This window comes from Martinezella lusitana, assembly GCF_014207095.1.
GTDB classification, from domain to species: domain Bacteria; phylum Pseudomonadota; class Alphaproteobacteria; order Rhizobiales; family Rhizobiaceae; genus Rhizobium; species Rhizobium lusitanum_B.
On the sequence record NZ_JACHBG010000028.1, the window covers coordinates 56,670 to 77,484 of the forward strand.

Genomic DNA, 20,815 nt, shown 5'->3' on the forward strand with positions numbered 1-20,815 from the left:
CCTCGGCATTGCTAGGATATATCTCTTTTTTCGATGTAAGAGCCAGAAAGATCGGATAGACGAAGGCATCTCGCGATCGCTAGCCTGTCCCCACTCACACAGTCGTGTCGGAGGGGGAATTGCAATGTTCAAAAATGCCATCAACATCAACTCCGAGCCGTTCGGTGATGCGCCAGCAGTTGCAACCGCGTTACCATTGGCGAGAAGGAAATTCAGGCCCTTTCTGATATCTACCAGGGATGGGACCATCGCGCCTTCCAATCGTGGCGTCGTCGACCATCCGACGATTTCTGCCCGGAGCGCGCAGCAAGAACGATCTGGCCGAGGTGCAAAATGACCTCAGGCCCAACAATGATCAGCCTTGATAAGATTCATAAGTCCTACGGAGCCCTGGAAGTGCTTAAGGGTGTAAGCCTCGGCATTCGTGCCGGCGAGCGGGTGGTCCTGTGCGGTCCCTCCGGATCGGGGAAAAGTACCTTGATCAGGTGCATCAACGGTTTGGAAACGCGGACCAGCGGGCAAATTCTGGTGAATGGCCACGAGTTGCACCCCAATTGTGAAAACATCGCCGACCTCAACGGAGAGGTCGGAATGGTCTTCCAACAATTCAATCTGTTTCCCCACCTGACGGTGCTGCAGAATCTGATGCTGGCACCACGTATCGTCCGAGGCACCCCGGCCGAGGTGGTAAGAACTCAGGCAATGCGACTCCTGGAGCGCGTCAAGATCGCCGACAAGGCTAATGCATATCCGGGACAGTTGTCGGGCGGACAGCAGCAGCGTGTCGCGATTGCGCGTGCGCTCTGCATGCAGCCCAAGGTGATGCTGTTCGACGAGCCTACTTCGGCCCTTGACCCCGAGATGGTCAAGGAAGTCCTCGATGTGATGATCGATCTGGCCCGTGAAGGCATGACGATGATCGTCGTTACTCACGAAATGGGATTTGCAAGGACAGTGGCCGATCGAGTGATCTTTATGGATGGCGGCGTGATCGTGGAAGAAGACGCTCCCGCCTCATTTTTTTCCAGGCCGAAGCATCCCCGCACGAAGGAATTCCTGCGGCAAGTGTACGAACACAGCCACTGATAGCGCATCGCGCCAGTACAGCTGAAAACCGCAATCAATCGCTAAAATACAGGGAGGCTCGTATGAGCAGACTTCTGCAAACCGGACTCAATGCCGGGAAAGACCCGATCATCAAAGTTGTCGACGGTGAAGGCGTATACTTCATTCTGGCGGACGGCCGACGCTTGATCGACGGCAGCAACACCGGTGGGCCGCTTGGCCATAAACACCCAGTTATGGTCGAAGCGATGATCAAGTCTGCTTCGAACCCAGTCATTAATGAAGGGTGGTTCTGGGCCGAGCGTGAAGCTGCCGCCGAGGATCTCATCGATATCGCTTTCGGGGAGGAAAAGAGCTGGGTAGGCGCTGTTCGTTTCTTTATTTCGGGAAGCGAAGCAAACGATCTTGCGCTGACGTTCTCCCAGGCCCTGACCGGTCGCACAGAACTTGCAACCCGCGAACGGGCCTATCATGGCATGACAGGCCTGTCCCGACAGATGACCGTTCAGCCACATTGGCATGGCGGTCTTGCGCTTCAGAGCGGAGGAAGCAAACCGGTACCGGCGCAGGTTCCTGTCCGCATCATCCCAGGTCCGGTTAATGCCAAGTACGGCGCTGTTAGTGACAACCGGGCTCTCGCAGAGCGCATGGCTGGGACCGAGGGAGCGCTGTCTGCTGTAGCGGCGACCATCATCGACTACTCTCAGGGTGGAACGTACTACGATCCCGAATATCAGGACTACGTCGCGAATGCAGCCCGCAAGGCGGGTTCGCTCTGGATTGCGGACGAAGTTGTAACAGGTCTCGGGCGCAGCGGCCGCTGGTTCGCCTTCCAGGGTGGCCAAACTCGCCCTGATATCGTCACACTGGGCAAGTGCTTGGCTGGCGGTTCGGCTCCCGCCGGCGCGGTCGTCATGTCCAAGGACATTGTCGAAAGCATGAAGGACAAGAGCTGGCAGACCTATAGCACTTTCCGTGCGCATCCTAGTGCTGTCGCCGCTATCCGGGCTTATCTCTCAGTGATGAAGGACGGCGAGATTATCCGGCGCGTCAAGACGCTGGAAGGCAAGATGCAGCAGGGCCTCGTCGAGATCGCTCGCCGGCATCCGAGCGTGGCGCGTGTGGATGGTTTCGGTCTGCATTGGACCGTCGAACTCCATGGTCCCGACTGGCGCAGCTGGTATGCAGACACTGCGGTTTCTCCAATTGCTTCGCGCGTAGCGTCACGCGCAATCGAGGCAGGCGCGATCATCGGTACGAGCGGCGAGCAAACGTCGCTGTTCCTCGCCCCGTCATTTATCATTTCCGACAGCGAACTCGACACGCTGCTTGCCGCTCTTGATCACGGTCTGTCAGTTGCTGACGCCGAGTTTGAACGCGGTGCGGCTTGAGAGGGAGACAGGATATGACCGATAACACGCTGACTGGGAACGTCCGTGCGGCCGTTCAAGCATATCTGGATGCGCTTTACTTTGGCGATGTCGAGGGATTTCGCGCAGTTTTCCATCCTCAGGCTCAGTTGTACTCGGCAACGGAGGGGAAGCTCGTCAATCTGAAACTCGATGCATATCTCGATCTGGTTGCTAACCGCCCCTCCCCTCAAGAAAAGGGCGATATACGCCAAGATGAAATCATATCGGTGTCAATTGGCAGTCCAACAACCGCACACGTTCGCGTCAAGGATGTCTACTTGCCCAAGAAATTCGTCGACGATCTCACGCTGGTGCAAATCGACGGCAAATGGCAAATCGTCTCAAAGGTCTGGCATTTCGATCTGTAACCTGGGATAGCCAGGCTCATACGGAGATTATTACAGCGCTGTGTTTTCCAATCGTTTGATGAACGCTTCGCACTCAACGGGGGGCCATGGCACATTGACGCAGAGGGGAAAATGCAGCACTGGCTGGACCAACTCACCGATCTTGCCGCCGTCCCGGGCGATGAGCATCTCGTGAAACAAGGGTTGGAGGCGGTTATCGCGAAAACCGGCTTCAACGGCTACGCCTATCTGAATGTTCAGCCAAGCCAAACAACTGCAATCTCCAACTACCATCCGGATTGGCAGACGGAATACTTTGATCGCCGGTTCAACAAGCTCGACCCCGTAATCAAACGCGCGCGGACATTGAGGCAGGCGTTTGCGTGGAGCGCAGAGTGGGACGGGCCGCGTCTCTCTCAGGAAGAGCGCTCCTTCTTCTCCCTGGCCGGAGATTTCGGGATCCGATCGGGTATTTCGATCCCGATCAGAATTGCCCATGGTGCTTTCGCACTTTTCACGTTCGCATCCTCGAAAACAAAAGTCAGCCTTGAGCGCGAGATCGATCCGGTGGCAGCTGCCGTTGCGGTTGCCCAGCTTCACTCGCGCATCCAGTTTGTCAATTCCACGCCGACCGCTGAAGAGAGACTGCGGCTCGATCCGAAAAGCGCAACCTATCTAAGCTGGATCGCTGACGGCAAAACAATGGAGGAGGTGGCGGATCTCGAAGGCGTCAAATACAACAGCGTCCGCGTCAAAATCGAACATGCTCGCAAGCAGTTCAACGTACATACCATCGCACATCTGACAGCGACGGCGATCCGAAAGAAATTGATCTGACGATCAGTTGACGCTGACATTCGGAATATAACCGAGGATCGCAAGCAGGGTGTTTAGGGCGCTCATCTGGGCGTGCATCTCGATGCTCGCCTCGATAAATTCGAGATGCTTTGCTCCGCCGTATGCCCGGCCGTTCTGGTGGTCTTCCGGTAATGCTTGGTAAAGCGCATCCGCGCTTTCGACCAGCTTCCGATGTTTGCGGATGGCGTCGACCGTCAGCGTCTCCAGGTCGGCCGCGGACAATCCTTGAGTCAGCCCGAACACCGGTCGAAGTTCAAGCTTTTCCATCAGTGCCGTATCTTTCAGGTCCATGACGTTTCCAACGTAGGGATTGTCTGCGGTTCGCCCCCGCAAACGTCAATCCCTGATCCCAAGCCGGGGGTTGCAAACCGTCCTAGACAGTCCTGAGACCTTTAGCCGAAGCCTGGACATACGTCACAGGCCCCCGGCCACATGGTCAGAGGATTCTGGTGTCGTATCGGCCGACACCAACCGCTAGGAAGGGTTTGCACACCCCGAGGCAGCGCGTACTGCCCTAACCGCCCTTATAAAGGTCGGGCTCGAATTTCGCCAGTGCAAACAGGCGGATAATTGGCTTTGCAGCGCTGCAGATCTGCATGTCGTCAGGCTTCACCCCGCGCCGATGGGGGAGAGATCGACACGGATTCCGGCCTTGTTCGGGTCATCGACCGGTTCCTTATTGGTTGCGGGTTCGCCTCGATCATCCGCCTCGGGCTTGTCCGTCGTTTCTCCAAGTACCTCCTCCGGAGCGTTACCCGCGGCGGTATCGGCCTTTTTCTCTTCCGGGCTCGGCGCCCGGAACATAGCCTCCCCGTCGAAATATCCCGACTGCCAGGCAAGGATCGCATCCTCGAATACCTGAGACTCCGCCTGCTTGCCCGTCGGATTGCCGTACCATTTGCGAACGATGCGATAGACTTTGGCGAAGAGAGCCGTGCCCATGCGCAGATTGGCGCAGGCATCGACAAGATCGGATTTCAGGGCGCCAGCCTCGAGCACGCCGAGCCCGGCCGGATATTGGGTGATCCCGACGCGCACGATATTTCGACCGATATTGTCCCGGATCAGCTTCATTGCTGTCTCCGGCGTTTCAGGCTTCGGCACCAAAACCATCCGGTTGCCTGCGCGGACCGTGATCGCCAGCGGATCGTCGGATCCGGCCGCTGCCACGAACTTTTCGACGATCGCCAGCTTCAAAGCGGGATCGGCGCATTCCTTGATCAGTGCAGCGTCGACCATGTCACTCTCCCTTTGCCTGGATGTTCACCGCACCGACGAGCGGAACATCGAACATTTTTGACCAGGCGACAGTGCTCAAATGCTGGATCGCGACTATCGACGTGCCAGTCGTCCACCAGCCATTGCCGACTGCGACGATGATGTCGGGAGAGTGCAGCATCGACTGCAGGACCGGCCAAACGATCAGTTGCTCGTAGCAGATCAGCGGCGCGATCCTTGTTCCGTCAATTTCAACAGCAGGATTGCCAAAGAAATGCGCCCGAGCGCCGCCGGACTCGCCGGTCAGCATCCGCCACGGCTGCCACATTGATCCTGGAACCGGCATCCGCTCCCGATAGAGGATTTCGGCATTCTGGGCCGAGATCGCTACCAGCGCATTGTCATACCCGTCGCCAGCGAGGACCGCCGCACCGGCGATGACGGTGAGCTCTCGATCACGCAGCGCGTTGCGCCAAAGGCGCTCCACAGTCGGTGTCCAGAAACCGAGCGCGCTTTCCGGAAGAACCACACTTCGCGGCTTGCCGTCGTCACTGGCGAGGACCGTGGCAATCAGGACTCTCTGGCGCTCCAAAGATTGATCGCGCCCGAGCGTTTTACCGAGTTCAAGGTCAACGCCCCTCCATCCCTCGGGTAGTCTCGGTTCTGTCCAGACTGCGGCGGACCAGAGCCATAGGCTTAGCATGACCAAGACGGCTGCCGGCCAATAGCGCGATGTCATCATTGCCAGGCCGGCGGCGATTGCGGCCAGCCCCCACCATCCCCATCCCGGAAACAATACACCGGCCGCCGTGATCGGCTGCGCCCAGCCAATAATCCCGAAGGGCGGCAGAGCCATCAGTACGGTTGCCGCAAGATACTGCGCCGCCCGGGCCAAACCAAGCCGCGGCGTCCAGAGTGCAGCATGCACCATGACAAACGATGCGGATGCCACAAGCCACAGCAACAGGCCGGGCCATAGATCGGCGGCATAAAAATTCGCGACGCCCTGCGGCAGACCGCGCGATGCGGCCAGGAAATAGCCGAGCGCAACAAGCGCTGCGACCCCGCGGGATGGCGCCATCCCCCAGAGCACCGGAAACAACATGGCGACGGGCAGGGCCTGCACAGTGCCGCTCCAGCCGACTGCGCCGATGGCGATCGCAAGTACGATCAGAACCGCCGGGCGTATTCGATCACGGTTCATATGTGAGGATCGGGCGGGCGAACCCGAGAATGCCGATTGCGGGGATCGGTCCAAAATATCGGGAGTCATAGGAGCTCACAAAAGGAGAATGGAGATAGAGCATGCCGGCCGCGACCACGCCGCCGGCATAAAGTTCGAGCGGCCGCCCCGCCCCATCGACTGGACGTATGGTCGACGAGGGAAGTGGCCTACCGTCGATCGATACGCTTTGGCCGATCGCGACATGCTGGCCGGGCAGGGCCGCGACCATCTTGATGAGCGGCGCAACGCCGCCGGGGCAGACGCCACGGGCGAGATAGAGACGACGGCGGGCTTTAGCGAATAATGGTGTCTGCGGCGGGCAGACAAAGACGAGATCGCCGACGGTCGCGGCCCGGTGTGTCTGCTCGATGCGCCAGAGGCCGAGCGGTTCGCTTGGTGTCAGGTTCAATCTGTAGCCACCGAGCATCGCCGTCGCGGAAAGTGCTCCAACGGCGAACACCGATGCGGCCAGCATTGCGAGCACGCGCCATCGCATTTGGCCTCGCGGTGTCACTGTTTCAGACCCGGCGTCTGTCGCTGCGACAGTTTTAGATCCTCGACCTGCTTCAGTGTCGCGGTCGTCCGCTCATGCGCTGCCAGTTGTTGCGCCGTCCGCATCACCGGCCAGGCTTCCTTCAGACTTTCCATTTCCGCCGGTTGCAGCCCGGAGGCCATCCTGTCGAATAGCGGCCCCTCAGGTTTCTGCGCGGCATTCGCCAGAAGGGTCCGCTCACCGAACCGTTCTGACACGGCCTTGTTGAAGCCATCGATTTCGAGCTTGGCCTCACGGTTGCTGATGGCAAAGCCGAGTGCTGCAGGCAGATCGTTGCGGTCAATGGCATCGCGAACGCGCTCCAGCACGGTGCGCGCTTCCGGCGACAGGGCCGGGATGTCGATCGACACACGCTGACGCAAGGTCTTCTCCTCACCTTCGATCCTCGCCCGCGCTGTGCCGCGCATCACCAGATAATGCTCGATATCGCGCTTAAGGGCGGGAACGTTGACCTCAGCGACGTGACGCGCTTCCTTCTCCGTCTTGCCAGCCAGCAGTCCGGTCTTGCCGTTCAGCGCACCGATCGTGCCGGGATCGTCGGTCAGCTTTTGCAGGGTCTGGCTGGCAATCTGCCGGTCGGCCAGGATGCTATCGAAGTTCATCGCCCGAAAAGCGGTTTCGGGATCGGCAAAGACATAGCGGAAGCGGGTTGAGACCTCGTCCCATTGTTGTTTCAGGGCCGGATCGTTCCCGAGCTTCTGATCGATCGTGTCGCTGACCGAGACTGCGAACTGTTTGACGCCGGCGACCATGGGCGCAAGCTCCTTCTTCTGTTTCCGGATTGAGGACTGGACGAGGCCGAGACGTTCACCGACAGCGCGTAGCTGATGGCTTAGATCGGCAAGCTTTTGCTTTTGCCGCAGCGTCCAGTCGAGCCGGTCGCGCACAAGCGTGCGGGCGACCTGGACCAGATGCAGTCCGCGGTTTTCGGCAAAGGACAGCGCCTGTCGGTAGAGCCCACCATGTCGGTAATCGAGCGTCGTCTCCTTGGCATTGCGGCGAGAAAGCACCTTTTCCAGTCCGCCATTAAAGCCGAAGGAGCGAGTGCCGTAATAAAGTTGCAGATCCTCGCGATGTCGGGTCATGGCGACATAGGTCAGATGCCGATCGAGCGACAGCGACGCCAGCACCTTGACCCGATCGACGGTGGCGCCCTGGCTCTTGTGGATCGTCGTGGCATAGCCGTGATCGAGATTGTTGTAGCTGCGGCTCTCCACCGCCACGTGACGCAAATGCTCGCCTTCACCGACTGAAATCACGACCCGGTTCTGTGCTGCCTCGACGACCTTTCCGAGCATGCCGTTCTTGACGCCAAGAGCGGTATCGTTTTTCAGGAAGACGATCTGATCGCCGGCGTCGAAACGGCGCTCGCCGTCGGCGGTGCGGAAAGCATGACCGTCACCAATGAGCCCGCGCTCGACGAGTTTCGCCCGCGCCATGTCGTTTAGCATGCGCACATCACGGCGGAGATGGGCAAGCATCAGCGTCGTCTGGGCCGGATCGTAATCGCGGTTCCAATCAGAGATCAGTTGCTCGACGGCGTCCGCCTTCAGCGTCGAACCATGCACCCGGTCCTGAGCGCCATAGGCGGTAAGAGCCGCACCGATATTGCCGCGCGCCAGATCGAGCGAAGCAACCCGCATCCAGTCTTCCCGCTGGCGATAGATCGTCTCCAGTTCGGCATAACCGATCCGGTCAGCAATCGCCCCGAAGGATGCGCCCGCCTCGATCGGCTGCAACTGGTCCGGATCGCCGACAAGGACGAGTTTGGCGCCCGCCCTGACAGCAGCCTCGACAAAGACGGCCATCTGCTTCGAGGCGACCATACCGGCCTCGTCGATGACGAAAACGGTCTTCGCATCGATGCCATCCCGGCCGCGCTGCCAGCGCAGCTCCCAAGACGATAAAGTCCGGCTCTGGATGCCGCCTTCCTTCCCCAAGCCTTCCGCCGCCTTGCCGGCCAGAGCAGCACCGACGACGCGGTAACCAGAAGCTTCCCACACTTCCCGTGCCGCCTTCATCATCGTCGTCTTGCCGGCGCCAGCGCGGCCGACGATCGCGGCGATCCGGGCCGGTCCCGCGACATGTTCGATTGCAGCCTTCTGCTCCTCCGACAGACGTTTATGGCGGGCGAAGGTTGATTGCAGGACGGCCTGCTTGACGCTGTGCGACGTCTGCCGCGCCAACCAGAGGGCGCGATTGGCCATCTCTGCCTCGAGCGCGATCATCGCCCGCGTCGTGTAGCGTGCCGGTACCCGCTCGCCGGTCGCAAAATCGATGGTATCGCGCTGCAGGCGCATCACGTCGGCATGCTGCAGGATCCGCACCATAAGCTGCTGGAAGATGCTGGGATCATCGACATAGCGATGCAGAACCTTGGCGACATCGCGCACATCGAAGACGCTCTTTTCCCGCGTGATCATGTCGAGCACCAGACCCGGATTGCGCAGGATGCGGCGGGTGTTTTCCGTGCGGCGCTGACCGTTGAGCTCAAGCCGTTCGAGCTCCGGCGTGGCACCCTGCATCGACGCCTTACGCTCGATCGCTTTGGCGCCGACGCCGAGGTGAATGGTCGGCTCGAGCGCAATACCCTGCTTTTCGTAGGAGCGGCCATCGACGCGCAGCGAGACGCCGTTCATTGCCAAGTGATGGTTCTGGCGTTCAAACCAGCCGTCGCGCAGGGCATTGAATTCGGGCGTGCCGCCGGCCCAGAGCTCGTAGACCCGTTTGCCTGTTTTGGTTTTGAGCGGCTGGCCGTCTTCGCCCAGAACCGCGATCTTCTTTGCCCCGAAACCGTCCTCGGTCAACGGACGCAAGGTCGTCATTAGGTGGATGTGCGGATTGCCTGGATTGTCGTGGATGACCCAGTCGGCCACCATGCCCTTGGCCAACACATGCTTATCGACAAAATCCCGCACCAGCGCGATGTTCTGTTCGGTCGTCAGTTCCACCGGCAGAGCGATCGTCAAGTCCTTGGCAAGCTGCGCATCGCTGCGTTTCTCGAAGGCCTCGACCGTGTTCCAGAAGGATTCTGACGCACCTGATATCGAACGATCTGCGATCAGGCTTTTGGCCCAATCCGGGGCATCGGCCGGCAGCGTAAACTCCTCATGAGCCAAGCCCTGTTTGCGCGTGTAATCGATGGTGCGGGCCTCGCGCTCATAGTCCATTTTCGCGCAGTGCCTGTAGGCCGCCGACAGCACGGCGCTGCGGCCTTCACCGCGGCTGACGATGCTGACGGAGAAATGGGCGATGGCCACGGCGACGAATTCCTTTCCATTCGAACCTCGGTTCACCCGGAAAAGCGGCCCCGACAGCGTGGCAAACGACACGTCGCGACAGCGACGTATAATTGCGCCCTTGGATCCGCTCTTATCCGAGCGGCGGGATCATGCCCGAAGGCATCGGCTCTGCCGATATGCAGATCTGCACATTGGCCTGACGGCCCATTCGGGAGAGTCTGGTGCTGCTGACGCAACACCAGAGACCCAATGGAGTGGCAAACGGAATGAGAAAATCGACATCGCAGATACGCGAAAAGCTCGCACGCTTGCAGGAAGAGCTGAAACAGGCGGAAACACGGGATGCCGAGCGCATCGGCCGGATCGCGCTGAAAGCTGGTCTCGGAGAATTCGAGATCGACGAGACCGAACTGCAAGCGGCGTTCGAGGATGTGGCGAAACGGTTTCGCGGAGGCGGAAAGGGAGGAACGATCGGGAAGGAGATGCCAGGTGAAAGGGGTGTGGCAAGCAGCGCCGGTGGCAGCCAGACCGGGACGGTCGAGACTGGCGCGTCTCAGGGCAACGCTGGCGAGGGTTGAGCGGATGGCGAGAGCAATGACGAAGGAGGCGCGGAAGAAAGACGCGCGGGAAAAAATCGAGCTCGGTGGCCTGATCGTCAAGGCGGGTCTGCGCTACGAGAAAAAGGCGCTGCTGCTCGGACTTCTGATCGACGCGACGGCGCGCATGCGCGGCGACGAGAAGGAGCGCGAGCGTCTGCTGGCTATCGGCGCGGGGGCGTTCGGCGATGGCGGTGAATAGGATAGCGCTGGCGATCATCCCGGCCGCGTTCATGGTTGCCGCAGTCGTAGCCATTCCTGGCATCGAGCACTGGCTCGCCGGTTTCGGAAAGACAGCGCAGTCAAAGCTCGTCCTCGGTCGCGTCGGCCTGGCGCTTCCGTATGCGATCGCCGCAGGGATTGGGGTGATGGCGCTGTTTGCGGCCAACGGTTCGGCGCATATCAAGACGGCCGGATGGAGTGTCGTTGCGGGAAGTGTGGTCGTCATTCTGACGGCGGTTGCGCGTGAGGCGATACGACTGACCGGCTTTGCGGGGAGGGTCCCCGCCGGCAAATCTATCTTGGCCTATATCGATCCTTCGACCGGCATTGGCGCTGCGGCCGCGATCCTGTCCGGCATCTTTGCGATGCGGGTTGCGCTGCATGGCAACGCGGCCTTTGCCAGACCCGACCCGAGGCGGGCTCGGGGCAAACGTGCCGTCCATGGCGATGCCGACTGGATGAGCATGGCGGAGGCGGCAAAACTGTTTCCGGATGCGGGTGGCATTGTCATCGGCGAGCGCTACCGTGTCGATCGCGACAGCGTGTCGGAAACGGCGTTTCGGGCCGACACAGCCGAGACCTGGGGCGCCGGTGGCAAGTCGCCGTTGCTTTGCTTCGACGGCTCGTTCGGCTCGTCGCATGGCATCGTCTTTGCCGGCTCCGGCGGTTTCAAGACGACATCGGTCACCGTGCCGACTGCGCTCAAATGGGGCGGCAATCTCGTTGTGTTGGATCCTTCCAGCGAGGTTGCGCCGATGGTCGTCGATCATCGCCGCAAGGCCGGGCGTAAAGTGATCGTGCTCGATCCGGAGACGCCGGCGATCGGCTTTAACGCACTCGACTGGATCGGCCGCTTCGGCACGACGAAGGAGGAGGACATCGTCGCGGTCGCCACCTGGATCATGACCGACAATGCGCGCGCGGCCTCGGCACGCGACGATTTCTTCCGCGCCTCGGCCATGCAGCTTCTGACAGCCCTGATCGCCGACGTTTGCCTGTCCGGCAATACCGACGAGAAAGACAAGACACTGCGGCAGGTGCGGGCCAATCTTTCCGAGCCGGAGCCGAAACTGCGTGAACGGCTAACGCGCATTTACGAGGGCTCCGAGTCAGATTTCGTCAAGGAGAACGTGGCGGTCTTCGTCAACATGACGCCGGAGACGTTTTCGGGTGTCTATGCCAATGCGGTCAAGGAAACGCACTGGCTGTCTTATCCGAACTATGCGGCGCTCGTATCGGGAAACAGTTTCTCGACAGCAGAGCTTGCCGAAGGCGAGACTGACATCTTTATCGCGCTCGACCTCTGGGTGCTGGAAGCCCATCCCGGTCTTCCCCGTGTCGTCATCGGGTCGTTTCTGAACGCGCTCTATAATCGCAATGGCAAGACTGCCGGGCGGACACTGTTCCTGCTCGACGAGGTGGCACGGCTAGGATTTTTGCGCATCTTGGAAACGGCGCGGGATGCCGGCCGCAAATACGGAATCAGCCTGACGCTGATCTTCCAGTCGATCGGCCAGATGCGCGAAGCGTATGGAGGCCGGGACGCCAGCTCGAAATGGTTCGAATCCGCATCCTGGATATCCTTTGCCGCGATCAACGATCCAGAGACGGCCGAATACTTGTCGCGGCGTTGCGGTGAGACGACGATCGAGGTCGATCAGGTCAGTCGCACCAGCCAGTCGCGCGGTTCGTCGCGGTCGCGATCGAAGCAGCTCAGCCGCCGGCCGCTGATCCTGCCCTATGAGGTTCTGCGCATGCGAGCCGACGAGCAGATCGTCTTCACCGCAGGCAATGCACCCCTTCGATGCGCGCGCGCCATCTGGTTCCGGCGCGAGGACATGAAGGCCTGTGTCGGGGAGAACCGGTTTCATCGCCAACACACTCTGGCGGGGGAGGACCATCCAGAGCGCCCCGAAAACCGCGGATGATCTTTTATGCGGTCGTGTCAGTATGAAGACCATGATATGCGAAAATCACGATCGCTTCGTCTTCTTTCCAGCAGAAGGACGTGAACCGGCTCGGGTCGAGCACAGTACCAACCAAAGTAGAGCGCCGTCACAAGCAGCGGCAGGGTCGAGTAGTCCGGACATCTCACTGTCCGACGCATGCTTACCCCCACAGAGCAATCAGGAAAGAACCCCAACCGAGACCCGGATCCCACCGTGTCCAACGAGGATGCCGCTTTCCATGCACCGGCTGTTATATTTCGTCGTTCTGTTAGCAGGGTGCGATATTCGGCCTTAGCGAAACAGGAGCATGCCTATGCAGTTGAAACGCAGCGATCTTTACAACCGCGTGTGTGAAGCACCATTAAGCCGGCTTGCTCCGGAGTTCGGCTTGACGGGGACAGCTTTGGCCGAGATTTGCAGACAGCATGAGATACCCTACCCGGGATCAGGATACTGGACACGTAAATCACTCGGAATTGCTGCCGAGTTGCCCGCCCTGCCCGACGGTATCGATGCGATCATCGAAATTACTCCGGTCACGCCGAAACCCCGGGAAAAGGAGGTGCGTGCAACGGAGAGGGATACACGCCTGAAGGCAAGGCCCGCTGCAAAGACCCGCCGCCATGAACATCACCCGTTGCTTGTTGGTGCAGAAGAGCATCTGAGGAATTCGCGCACGGCAAAAGATGGGGAGTTTCTCCGCCCCTACAAGCGGATTCTGCCCGACGTAATTTCATCGGAAGCATCGCTTTCTCGCGCACTATCGATTGCAAATCACCTCTACCTCGCGCTCGACCGCCTCGGCTATCGCGTGCACATTGCACCAGCTGGAGAAGACCATCACCGCATGCATATCAAGGAGCAGGAGATCGAGCGCAAGGACCGCAAATACGGCCGTTACCATACAGGTAGCATCTGGGGACCTGACCGGCCTACGATTGTCTACATCGACACCGTCCCGGTTGGCCTCGCTCTCACCGAAATGACCGAACGGGTAACGATGCGATACCTGAACGGCGAATACCACCGGGAAGACAGCAAGCTCGTCCGGTCGATGAAATCCTGGCAACTGACCCACTCATGGACAACCGAACAGGACATGCCCTCCGGGCGCTTCCGCATTGTGGCCTACTCTCCCAAGAGAGGCGTCGACTGGACCCTGACATGGCAGGATACTGAATCTGAACCGCTGACCGGAGTTATTCCGGAGATTCTCCGGACCTTGCAGGCGTCCACGGACAAACTGCAAGCGCTGATGACAGCTGAGGACGAAGCCGAGGCGAAGCGGAAAAAGGAGCGACAGGAGGAGTGGGAGCGTTACGAACGTCGCGAAGATGAGCGCAAGATTGCCCAGGCGATCAAGGAGAGCCAGCAGCAACTCTCAGAAATCATCGATAGCTGGGGCAAGGCAATGGTCGTTGAACGCTTCTTCACCGATGTCGAGGATCGACTGGCCGAGGCAACTGACGAGGAAAGGCAGCTTCTAAATGAGCGGGTGAAGCTTGCTCGCCGCATGATGGGTAGCATAGATCCTCTGGAGTTCATCAAAAACTGGAGGGCACCTGGCGACAGGTACCAATCGAAGTACGGCGAGTTGCCTCGACCGCCTGCAGGCGGTCGCTCGGATGAACAATGAAGAATACCGGAGAAATCAGCATAGCGCCGCGGAAGGCGGGATTTCGGGAGTTCTCGACACGGGACAGGCGGAGAGGGGTCAGCCGCAGGAGCTTCAGCATAGCGGTCGGAAGAGAAGCGGGACCGACTGACCCCGCATGGCACGTTCCGTATGCCGGGCTGTGTGAGTGTGCGACCGCACGCACTTGCTGACTTCCAAGCGAGTGGATCAGGTCTCCTGACGAGATCGCACCACAGAGATAAAGTCGGCAACATCCATCAGCCACGCCTGCTGTGTCAGCCGGTAGGTACTGTGCAACCGCTTCGGCACGACGAGCTGCAGCTTCTTGGCCTGCATCTCGTCAGTCTGGTTTTCTGATATCCCGGGCTCAAGGGTAAGAAGGTGTTTTTCCGGGATCCGGAGAGCCTCCGACAGAACCTGGCGCCAGCGATCTTTCAGCGTCGACTTGGCACCGAGCATCGTCAGCCTTGCTTCCGGATACAGCGGATCACGATACTCATTCTGCCCCGGGAACAGAAAATCGGGCTTGTTCCGGTTCTCTGTCTCCGCGCCCCGAACGTATCGAATCTGCTGGGCGGCAAAAACTGCCTCAAGATGATTTTCGAGAGCCTGTCCCGCCCGCGCCTTTCGTCGGTTCTGTACGCTCAACGAAAACGCCAGAAATCCTTCAACGTCTGCGTCGCCGAGCGCACCAAAGCCGCTGCCAATACGTGCGGCGACGATACGGCGTTCCAGCCTTTTGAAAAGCTGCTCCTCGCGATCCATCCATGAGATCAGCGCAAGGTCTGGATCGTCGGCGGCAGAAACCTCGGGCATCGATGTCCGCGCAAGCTCAGAGAACACCCGTGTTTTCGGGAAATCGAGACCGAACCGCTCGATCAGGCTATCAAGCCGATCAGCTTCGGGCTCCTCCGGCTCGATCCCCAGCTCATCAAGAATATAGCGCGCTGCAAAATCGAGTTCGGCGTTATGTGTGTCATCGATTTCCCGGAACGTGAAAGCAAATTCCGGCTGCTCTTCCATCGCAAACAACCAGAGAAGCTGGTTCTGGATTGTAGAAGAGGGCGTTACAACAACGAGGATCGAGCCATCTTGCTGCAAGGCCAGAAACAGCATGTCGCCAGGCTGCATAAGCTCGGTAACGGCGTTTGAGGAATAGTAGAGGTGATACTCCGGTGCGCGCGGCTTTCCTTTGCGCACGTTGGACCAGCTCATAAAGCCTTCTTCCGCCAGCGCCTCCTGCTCGCCGGATATCCAGATGAAGCGTGTCGTGATACCTCTGCGATCATCGTCACCCAGAAGCCGGCGAAGTGGTCTCGTGCCCTGAAACTCGTGCTGGTTGGATTTTTGCGTGATGGTTTCCACCAGCGTCAAACGCTTGGCGACGACTCCGGTGAAGAGATCTGACAAAAGCCCGCGGCGCATTTCTACCCTCCCCTGATTTCCAGTCGCGGCTGGTCCGATCTCAGCCACTCAGCACATGACTGAATGACGTCCTCGAGAGGCAGTCGCGTTTTGCCCTTCAGGGCACACTCCCACACGACCGCCTGGCGCCAACCGGCCTCTGTCAGAGCTGCATGTGTTCGCTCATCGACGGCACGATTTCCCGCAATTTTTGCCTGCCAGAACTCCGGGCGGGTTGTAGGCCATTTGAACAGGTGGCAATCGTGGCCATGCCAGAAGCAGCCATGCGCGAAGATGACCGCGTTGTAGCGCGGAAGAACAATATCTGGCTTTCCGGGAAGCGAGCGGTCATGCAGCCGGAATCGAAACCCCAGTGCATGGAGCCCTTTGCGCAGCAGAAGTTCCGGCTTCGTGTTGGTACCACGGATACCTGACATCATCCGGCTGCGAACTTCAGCCGTGACGATGTCAGCCATGCGCGATTACCGGCTCCCGGTCGGGGCGAGTTACAGTTACAGGCGCTGCCAATGAACGGCCGGCGCCTCTCAGCAACGCGGACTCGATAAATGGCTTCATCGCGTCCGCAAGGAACTCTACAACCGGAACGACGACGGCATTGCCAAATTGCCGGTAGGCCTGGGTATCTGAAACCGGTATTTTCCAGCGGCGATCGCCCCGGTCAAAGCCCATCAGACGGGCGCATTCCAACGGCGTCAGCCGACGTGGTCGCTTGCCAGGTTGCGCGACGAGAATTTCCGACCCATCCTTGTAGTAACGGGCAGACAGCGTCCGCGTCACATCATCAGGGCCAAAGAGACTGTAGCCGAAGCCGTTACCTTTCGAATTGTGCTTTTCCTTGTAGGCCTGCAGGTATTCCCACAGGCGCGGGGTCAGGGTGTATTTCGGGTCGACCTCTTCATGAGGCTCAAGAATGCTGCCGAGTTTCGGTCCATTTCCCGGAAGCTTGAGAGATTTCAGATCGAAGTCGGTCGGCTCACGGAAGCCGACAATGAAAATACGTTCGCGGCGTTGCGGTACCCAATGCTCGGAGCTGATCACCCGCGTCTGAACGTGATAGCCAAGCTCGTTCGTGAGCACATTGATAATCGTGGCGAACGTCCGGCCCTTGTCGTGACTTTCAAGGTTCTTGACGTTTTCCAGCACAAAAGCTGCAGGTCGATGATGCGCAATGATCTGGGCGGTATCAAAGAAGAGCGTGCCTTGCGTGTCGCACAGAAAACCGTGCGGTCGACCAAGTGCATTCTTTTTAGAAACGCCCGCGATCGAGAATGGCTGGCATGGGAAGCCGGCGAGCAGAATATCGTGCTCGGGAATTAGATCAGGGTTTTCGGCATATTCGCGAACATCGCCCGCAAGGCGATGATTGTCGCGGAAGTTCAAACCATAGGTCTTTTGGGCATTCTCGTCCCACTCCGAGGTGAAGACACAATGTCCGCCAATGCCTTGGAAACCAATACGCAACCCGCCGATGCCTGCAAACAGATCAATGAAGCGGAATGAGATCGGGCCGGTACCAGCGCCCCTCTTTTCAGCTTCCTGCTTCAACGTGCGAATAGCCAGATCGGTGCTGCTGCCGTTTATATACCTAGCAATTGTGCGGTCTGAAACAGCAAGTACCGTACCGGCCTCACCCGGAGTGAGCCCAGCTCGCTGACACAACTGGTTGAACTCGTTTTCGTCCCGATGTGTCTGCTGCACGAATCACCTGCCATTCTCTGGGTCATTTTCTGCCAAACTGACAAAAAACTTCCCAGATAGCAATTGGTGTTCTCTTATTGTTCTCAAGCTTTTGGGAAATCAACTCCTCAAATCCGTTCGACTACAAGTCTCTTGAACATGCGGGAGCTTCCACGATAAGGCCGTATCACAACCGCAATTACTCATTCCGGATTGGAAACCATGCAGCAAATGTCGATCCCGGAGATGAGGGCCTATCTTGAACGGTCGACCTCCAGCCTCAATGCCAATAAACTCCACGGCATGAAAGCCGAAGCCAGCTTTCGATCTTACGTTCAGAGTCTGGGCGCATCGCAACGGGTTTCACCGGGCGGCTGGATTTTTCGGCAAAAGGGAGAACAGGATTTCGGAAACAGCACCGTCGCCGTGTTCCCACATTGTCTGGATGCTGACCGAGACTACTCGAAGGAGCCTTCACGCACCGATATCCCACTCACCCTGCACACAATCTGCGCAACGATGCATCAGATCGGCATAAGGAGTTTCTACGCACATCCGGTGATTTCCGGAGGAAGTACGGGAAAAGTTGTGGTTTGGAAACTCATTCAGCTTGGGGTTCCATGGCAGACCGAGTTTGCAGATGCAGATTTGGCCTTTACCGCGTTTATTCGTCGCTCGCGCAGATACAACTATCTGCGATATAGCACCGATGTATCATCGCTATCCGATGGCGACGTTCTCGTGCAGTTTTCTCATGAGAACCTGAGGGTCTTTATCGAAGACCGCTTCATGTGCGAGACATCCGATATCGACGGGATCGTTTGGGGCGAGCGATACACATACCCCATCGAAATCAAGGAGAAAGCTCCTGCTCGTGACAACGATATAGGAGAGTGGTTCGGGCTGGATACCGGTCCGTTTGTCAAATTGGCCCACTACGCAGCAAGACGTGGAAACCTGCATTCACTATTTGTTGTGCGCGAAATCGAAGACCCAGCAACGCGTACTTTCAAACGCTGGCTGTTCACCGAGTTCGACAAGTTGGCTCAATATGCATCCTGGGTTCCTCGCAGTGGCGGGCAAAGCATGGGAGGAAGCACGAGCATGGTTGTCAGAATTCCCCGCACGGCATTCCGCGAACTCGATGCCAAGGCGTTGAAAGAGATCTGAACCGTGGGCCCGAATGCTGCAAATTCAGGCTTGCGGCTATTCGTCTCCTGACCCTCGACTTTGGAAGAATTCCCAATGCTCCTCAAGAGCCTTGGGATCTGGCCCGCTGGAACCATTGATGGAAAGGGCAATCCCGTCGTAGGCAGCGTATTCCGTGCACAGACAAGCCGGGTTGAATGAAACACGCAGGGTACAGGGATCAACACCGATGAAACCGAGATCGAACAGCGTGTGAAGATCACTGCGCAGCAAAAGTCCATTCCCGGCGCCGTTGTCTTCATGTATTGCATAGGGCCTGATATGGGCTGCCTCGAGGGCAGCGGCAAAACCATAACCGCTTATCTGGCAGCGCATTCCGTAACGCCGCACAAGTCTCTCACGAAACTGCGACTGGCCCCGACGGAGACTGATTTCTCGTAAAACACGGCGCCGCCTCGCCACAATCGATGGGAAATCATCTTGTAGTCGTGATCGGTTTTCCTCAGGCACCTGCATTCGACGGACGTAACGCCTTAACAGTGCGAATGCAGTATTATCGAGAAAGGGCTCAAGACGGGAAAGATCAAGTTCCTTGATCGACATCTGGTCGCTGGGCCTCAGCACCGCCTCATGCAGCCGGCTTACCGTCAGCTCGGGAGATACGGGGCGGAATGAATTGGCGTACCGTGCCTCGTAAGTGGTCACTCTGACAGGGTCGTTGATCGGCTCGCTGAAAAAATGACCGTTTTTGCATGCCCAAGGCGGCATCCTGGTTATGCGCCGTTTGATGTTTGTCGCGTTGCATTCCGGACAACGCAACCGATCCTTCGGACCTGCTCCTTCAGAAATGCTCTCGATTTCAGCGATGCCCAGCACTTCGGAACGAGAACGGACAAATATGATATCGCCAATCTGAACGCGCAGATGATTGGCGACGTCACTGTCATATCGATAAACAGCTCCCGGATCATCTCGATAACCCGTGTTGCCGCCATACTGACGGTCGCCGTCGATTGTAAGAAGAGACCAGACGCGGTTCATGATGCTTTGGTCTCTGCAGAGCCGGAAACAGGCGGCTCGTCCTTGCGGGTCTGCACGACAGAAAATTTCAGTTTATCAAGAACATATTCGACGGGAGCCTGGTCGCGATGGTGGCGGTCGGGCGCATCTACGACATATTTGCGGAGCAGTGTATGAACTCCGCCGAGTGTCCGGAAATCCCCTTGCTGCTTTTCCATGAGCATGACGGTATTGATCATCTGGTTCCATGAAGCAAAGGACGTATCGTTGTCGAGACTGACGGATCGCAACGACCAGGCATGGTGTCTGCCGAGTACCAGCTTGCGGATTTGCCTGATCTGCGTGCCACGGGGTATGCGAAATGCCGACCGCAGCATCTGTTCGTCGGCTTCCTCAAGCCAGGCTGACACGACATCGAGCCATCGTAGGGATTCCTCTCGAAATCGCGCCATCCGCGAGGCGTCCGCCCGGAAATCACGGGCAGCGCTATCCTGAAACTTCAACTGCACAAGCAGCAGGTAACCATGCCGCCTGTCGATAACAGCCACATCGACATCGGTTAATTCCCTTCCGTCCTTACGAAGCTTGATGTTTCTCCGGATGTCGAGCTCAGGAAACGACGACTTAACCAAACCTTCAACTGCAGTCTGGAATGACCCCTCTCGAAGCTGCTGATACGAATCGTACTCGCGGGGGTAGGTATGCTTCAGCGAGTTAAGCAGAAACTCCATCTGATGATGTCTTCCGGAGAGACACTTGATGATTCCGTCGTTCGCAAATTCGATTACACAGGGCAGCGCCGGGCTCGAATTGTTCAGAAGATTGGCGTTACGAGGGGTGATTGCAATTATTTCATAGATCCTTTCTGCCTGGTCTTCCGTTGTGGTGGTGTAGTGGCGGAAGTTGGGACCAAAAGAATTGAGAGCCTCGCGGATAGACGTTATAAATCCCGCCTTATCTGCGGATATCGTCAGGATATCCTCAATCCGAATTTCCGGATGCTTCTTCACCATGACACGGCAGAACGCTTCGTGCTTAAGGCAGAGCGAAGCCACAAATGCCGCTGCCAGCGTGTATTTCAGGTAGGAGATGCCTCCAAACTCGCGAAGCTCGTTGAATGAATCAAACCCGATCGCATTCTTAAGATCGCTCCAGGCTGTCTGAAAATAAAATTCGTCAAGCAGAGGGTCAGCATTGTAGCCCATGAAGTGCTCGCGAAAG

Annotated in this window: 19 protein-coding genes; 9 read left to right on the top strand and 10 right to left on the bottom strand. The window is 58.2% G+C overall.

Annotation, left to right across the window (positions count from 1 at the left end; genetic code table 11):
* Positions 1-333 precede the first annotated feature (333 nt).
* The 4 genes from GGD46_RS30215 to traR all read left to right on the top strand — a co-directional run bounded on the left by GGD46_RS30215 (position 334) and on the right by traR (position 3,661).
* The gene (locus tag GGD46_RS30215; protein ID WP_409527721.1) at positions 334-1,086 is read left to right on the top strand and encodes an amino acid ABC transporter ATP-binding protein; all 753 of its coding nucleotides are present in this window, start codon (positions 334-336) and stop codon (positions 1,084-1,086) included.
* 62 nt (positions 1,087-1,148) lie between these two features.
* Entirely contained in the window at positions 1,149-2,456 is a 1,308-nt protein-coding gene (locus tag GGD46_RS30220; RefSeq protein WP_184710741.1) for an aminotransferase class III-fold pyridoxal phosphate-dependent enzyme, read from the top strand.
* 14 nt (positions 2,457-2,470) lie between these two features.
* A complete protein-coding gene (locus GGD46_RS30225; RefSeq protein ID WP_184710743.1) occupies positions 2,471-2,845 on the top strand; it encodes a nuclear transport factor 2 family protein in 375 nt (124 codons plus the stop codon).
* Between the two features lie 111 nt (positions 2,846-2,956).
* Positions 2,957-3,661 carry a transcriptional regulator TraR gene (gene traR / locus GGD46_RS30230; RefSeq protein ID WP_184710745.1) on the top strand — a complete coding sequence of 235 codons (705 nt, stop codon included), beginning with the start codon at positions 2,957-2,959 and terminating at the stop codon, positions 3,659-3,661.
* 3 nt (positions 3,662-3,664) lie between these two features.
* On the opposite strand, the gene GGD46_RS30235 is transcribed toward traR, so the two are convergent.
* From GGD46_RS30235 to traA, 5 genes are all read right to left on the bottom strand, one after another.
* A complete protein-coding gene (locus GGD46_RS30235) occupies positions 3,665-3,973 on the bottom strand; it encodes a transcriptional repressor TraM (protein WP_184710747.1) in 309 nt (102 codons plus the stop codon).
* 318 nt (positions 3,974-4,291) lie between these two features.
* On the bottom strand, positions 4,292-4,921 hold the full coding sequence (locus GGD46_RS30240; RefSeq protein WP_184710749.1) for a TraH family protein: 630 nt from the start codon (positions 4,919-4,921) through the stop codon (positions 4,292-4,294).
* Position 4,922: 1 nt separating this feature from the next.
* Positions 4,923-6,104, bottom strand: coding sequence for a conjugal transfer protein TraB (locus GGD46_RS30245; protein ID WP_184710751.1), 1,182 nt, complete (start codon positions 6,102-6,104; stop codon positions 4,923-4,925).
* Positions 6,094-6,621, bottom strand: a complete 528-nt coding sequence (traF, locus tag GGD46_RS30250; RefSeq protein WP_184710753.1) for a conjugative transfer signal peptidase TraF — start codon at positions 6,619-6,621, stop codon at positions 6,094-6,096. Before traF ends, GGD46_RS30245 begins: the two co-directional genes overlap by 11 nt.
* A 14-nt stretch (positions 6,622-6,635) precedes the next feature.
* On the bottom strand, positions 6,636-9,938 hold the full coding sequence (gene traA, locus GGD46_RS30255) for a Ti-type conjugative transfer relaxase TraA (RefSeq protein WP_184710755.1): 3,303 nt from the start codon (positions 9,936-9,938) through the stop codon (positions 6,636-6,638).
* 248 nt (positions 9,939-10,186) lie between these two features.
* Here traA and traC point away from each other — a divergent pair, with 248 nt between their 5' ends.
* From traC to GGD46_RS30275, 4 genes are all read left to right on the top strand, one after another.
* A complete protein-coding gene (gene traC / locus GGD46_RS30260) occupies positions 10,187-10,498 on the top strand; it encodes a conjugal transfer protein TraC (RefSeq protein ID WP_184710757.1) in 312 nt (103 codons plus the stop codon).
* Between the two features lie 4 nt (positions 10,499-10,502).
* Entirely contained in the window at positions 10,503-10,718 is a 216-nt protein-coding gene (gene traD, locus GGD46_RS30265) for a type IV conjugative transfer system coupling protein TraD (RefSeq protein WP_184710759.1), read from the top strand.
* Positions 10,705-12,666 (top strand): Ti-type conjugative transfer system protein TraG, encoded by a 1,962-nt coding sequence (gene traG / locus GGD46_RS30270; RefSeq protein WP_184710761.1) that lies wholly within the window; start codon positions 10,705-10,707, stop codon positions 12,664-12,666. The genes traD and traG overlap by 14 nt, the downstream gene beginning before the upstream one ends.
* A 334-nt stretch (positions 12,667-13,000) precedes the next feature.
* Positions 13,001-14,323, top strand: a complete 1,323-nt coding sequence (locus GGD46_RS30275; RefSeq protein ID WP_184710763.1) for a hypothetical protein — start codon at positions 13,001-13,003, stop codon at positions 14,321-14,323.
* 207 nt (positions 14,324-14,530) lie between these two features.
* Here GGD46_RS30275 and GGD46_RS30280 read toward each other — a convergent pair whose 3' ends face one another.
* The 3 genes from GGD46_RS30280 to dcm all read right to left on the bottom strand — a co-directional run bounded on the left by GGD46_RS30280 (position 14,531) and on the right by dcm (position 17,446).
* Positions 14,531-15,688 carry a type II restriction endonuclease gene (locus tag GGD46_RS30280; protein ID WP_313206344.1) on the bottom strand — a complete coding sequence of 386 codons (1,158 nt, stop codon included), beginning with the start codon at positions 15,686-15,688 and terminating at the stop codon, positions 14,531-14,533.
* Positions 15,689-15,750: 62 nt separating this feature from the next.
* Positions 15,751-16,203, bottom strand: a complete 453-nt coding sequence (locus tag GGD46_RS30285; protein WP_184710768.1) for a very short patch repair endonuclease — start codon at positions 16,201-16,203, stop codon at positions 15,751-15,753.
* Positions 16,196-17,446 (bottom strand): DNA (cytosine-5-)-methyltransferase, encoded by a 1,251-nt coding sequence (gene dcm / locus GGD46_RS30290; protein ID WP_184710771.1) that lies wholly within the window; start codon positions 17,444-17,446, stop codon positions 16,196-16,198. Before dcm ends, GGD46_RS30285 begins: the two co-directional genes overlap by 8 nt.
* A gap of 201 nt (positions 17,447-17,647) precedes the next feature.
* Here dcm and GGD46_RS30295 point away from each other — a divergent pair, with 201 nt between their 5' ends.
* Complete coding sequence (locus GGD46_RS30295) at positions 17,648-18,595, top strand: hypothetical protein (RefSeq protein WP_184710774.1); 948 nt, start codon at positions 17,648-17,650, stop codon at positions 18,593-18,595.
* Between the two features lie 36 nt (positions 18,596-18,631).
* Here GGD46_RS30295 and GGD46_RS30300 read toward each other — a convergent pair whose 3' ends face one another.
* Positions 18,632-19,615: an HNH endonuclease gene (locus GGD46_RS30300; RefSeq protein ID WP_184710778.1), complete on the bottom strand. Its 984-nt coding sequence runs from the start codon at positions 19,613-19,615 to the stop codon at positions 18,632-18,634.
* Positions 19,612-20,815 (bottom strand): hypothetical protein (locus tag GGD46_RS30305; protein ID WP_210325767.1); only part of this gene is annotated, 1,204 nt, incomplete at its 5' end. The genes GGD46_RS30300 and GGD46_RS30305, both read right to left, overlap by 4 nt.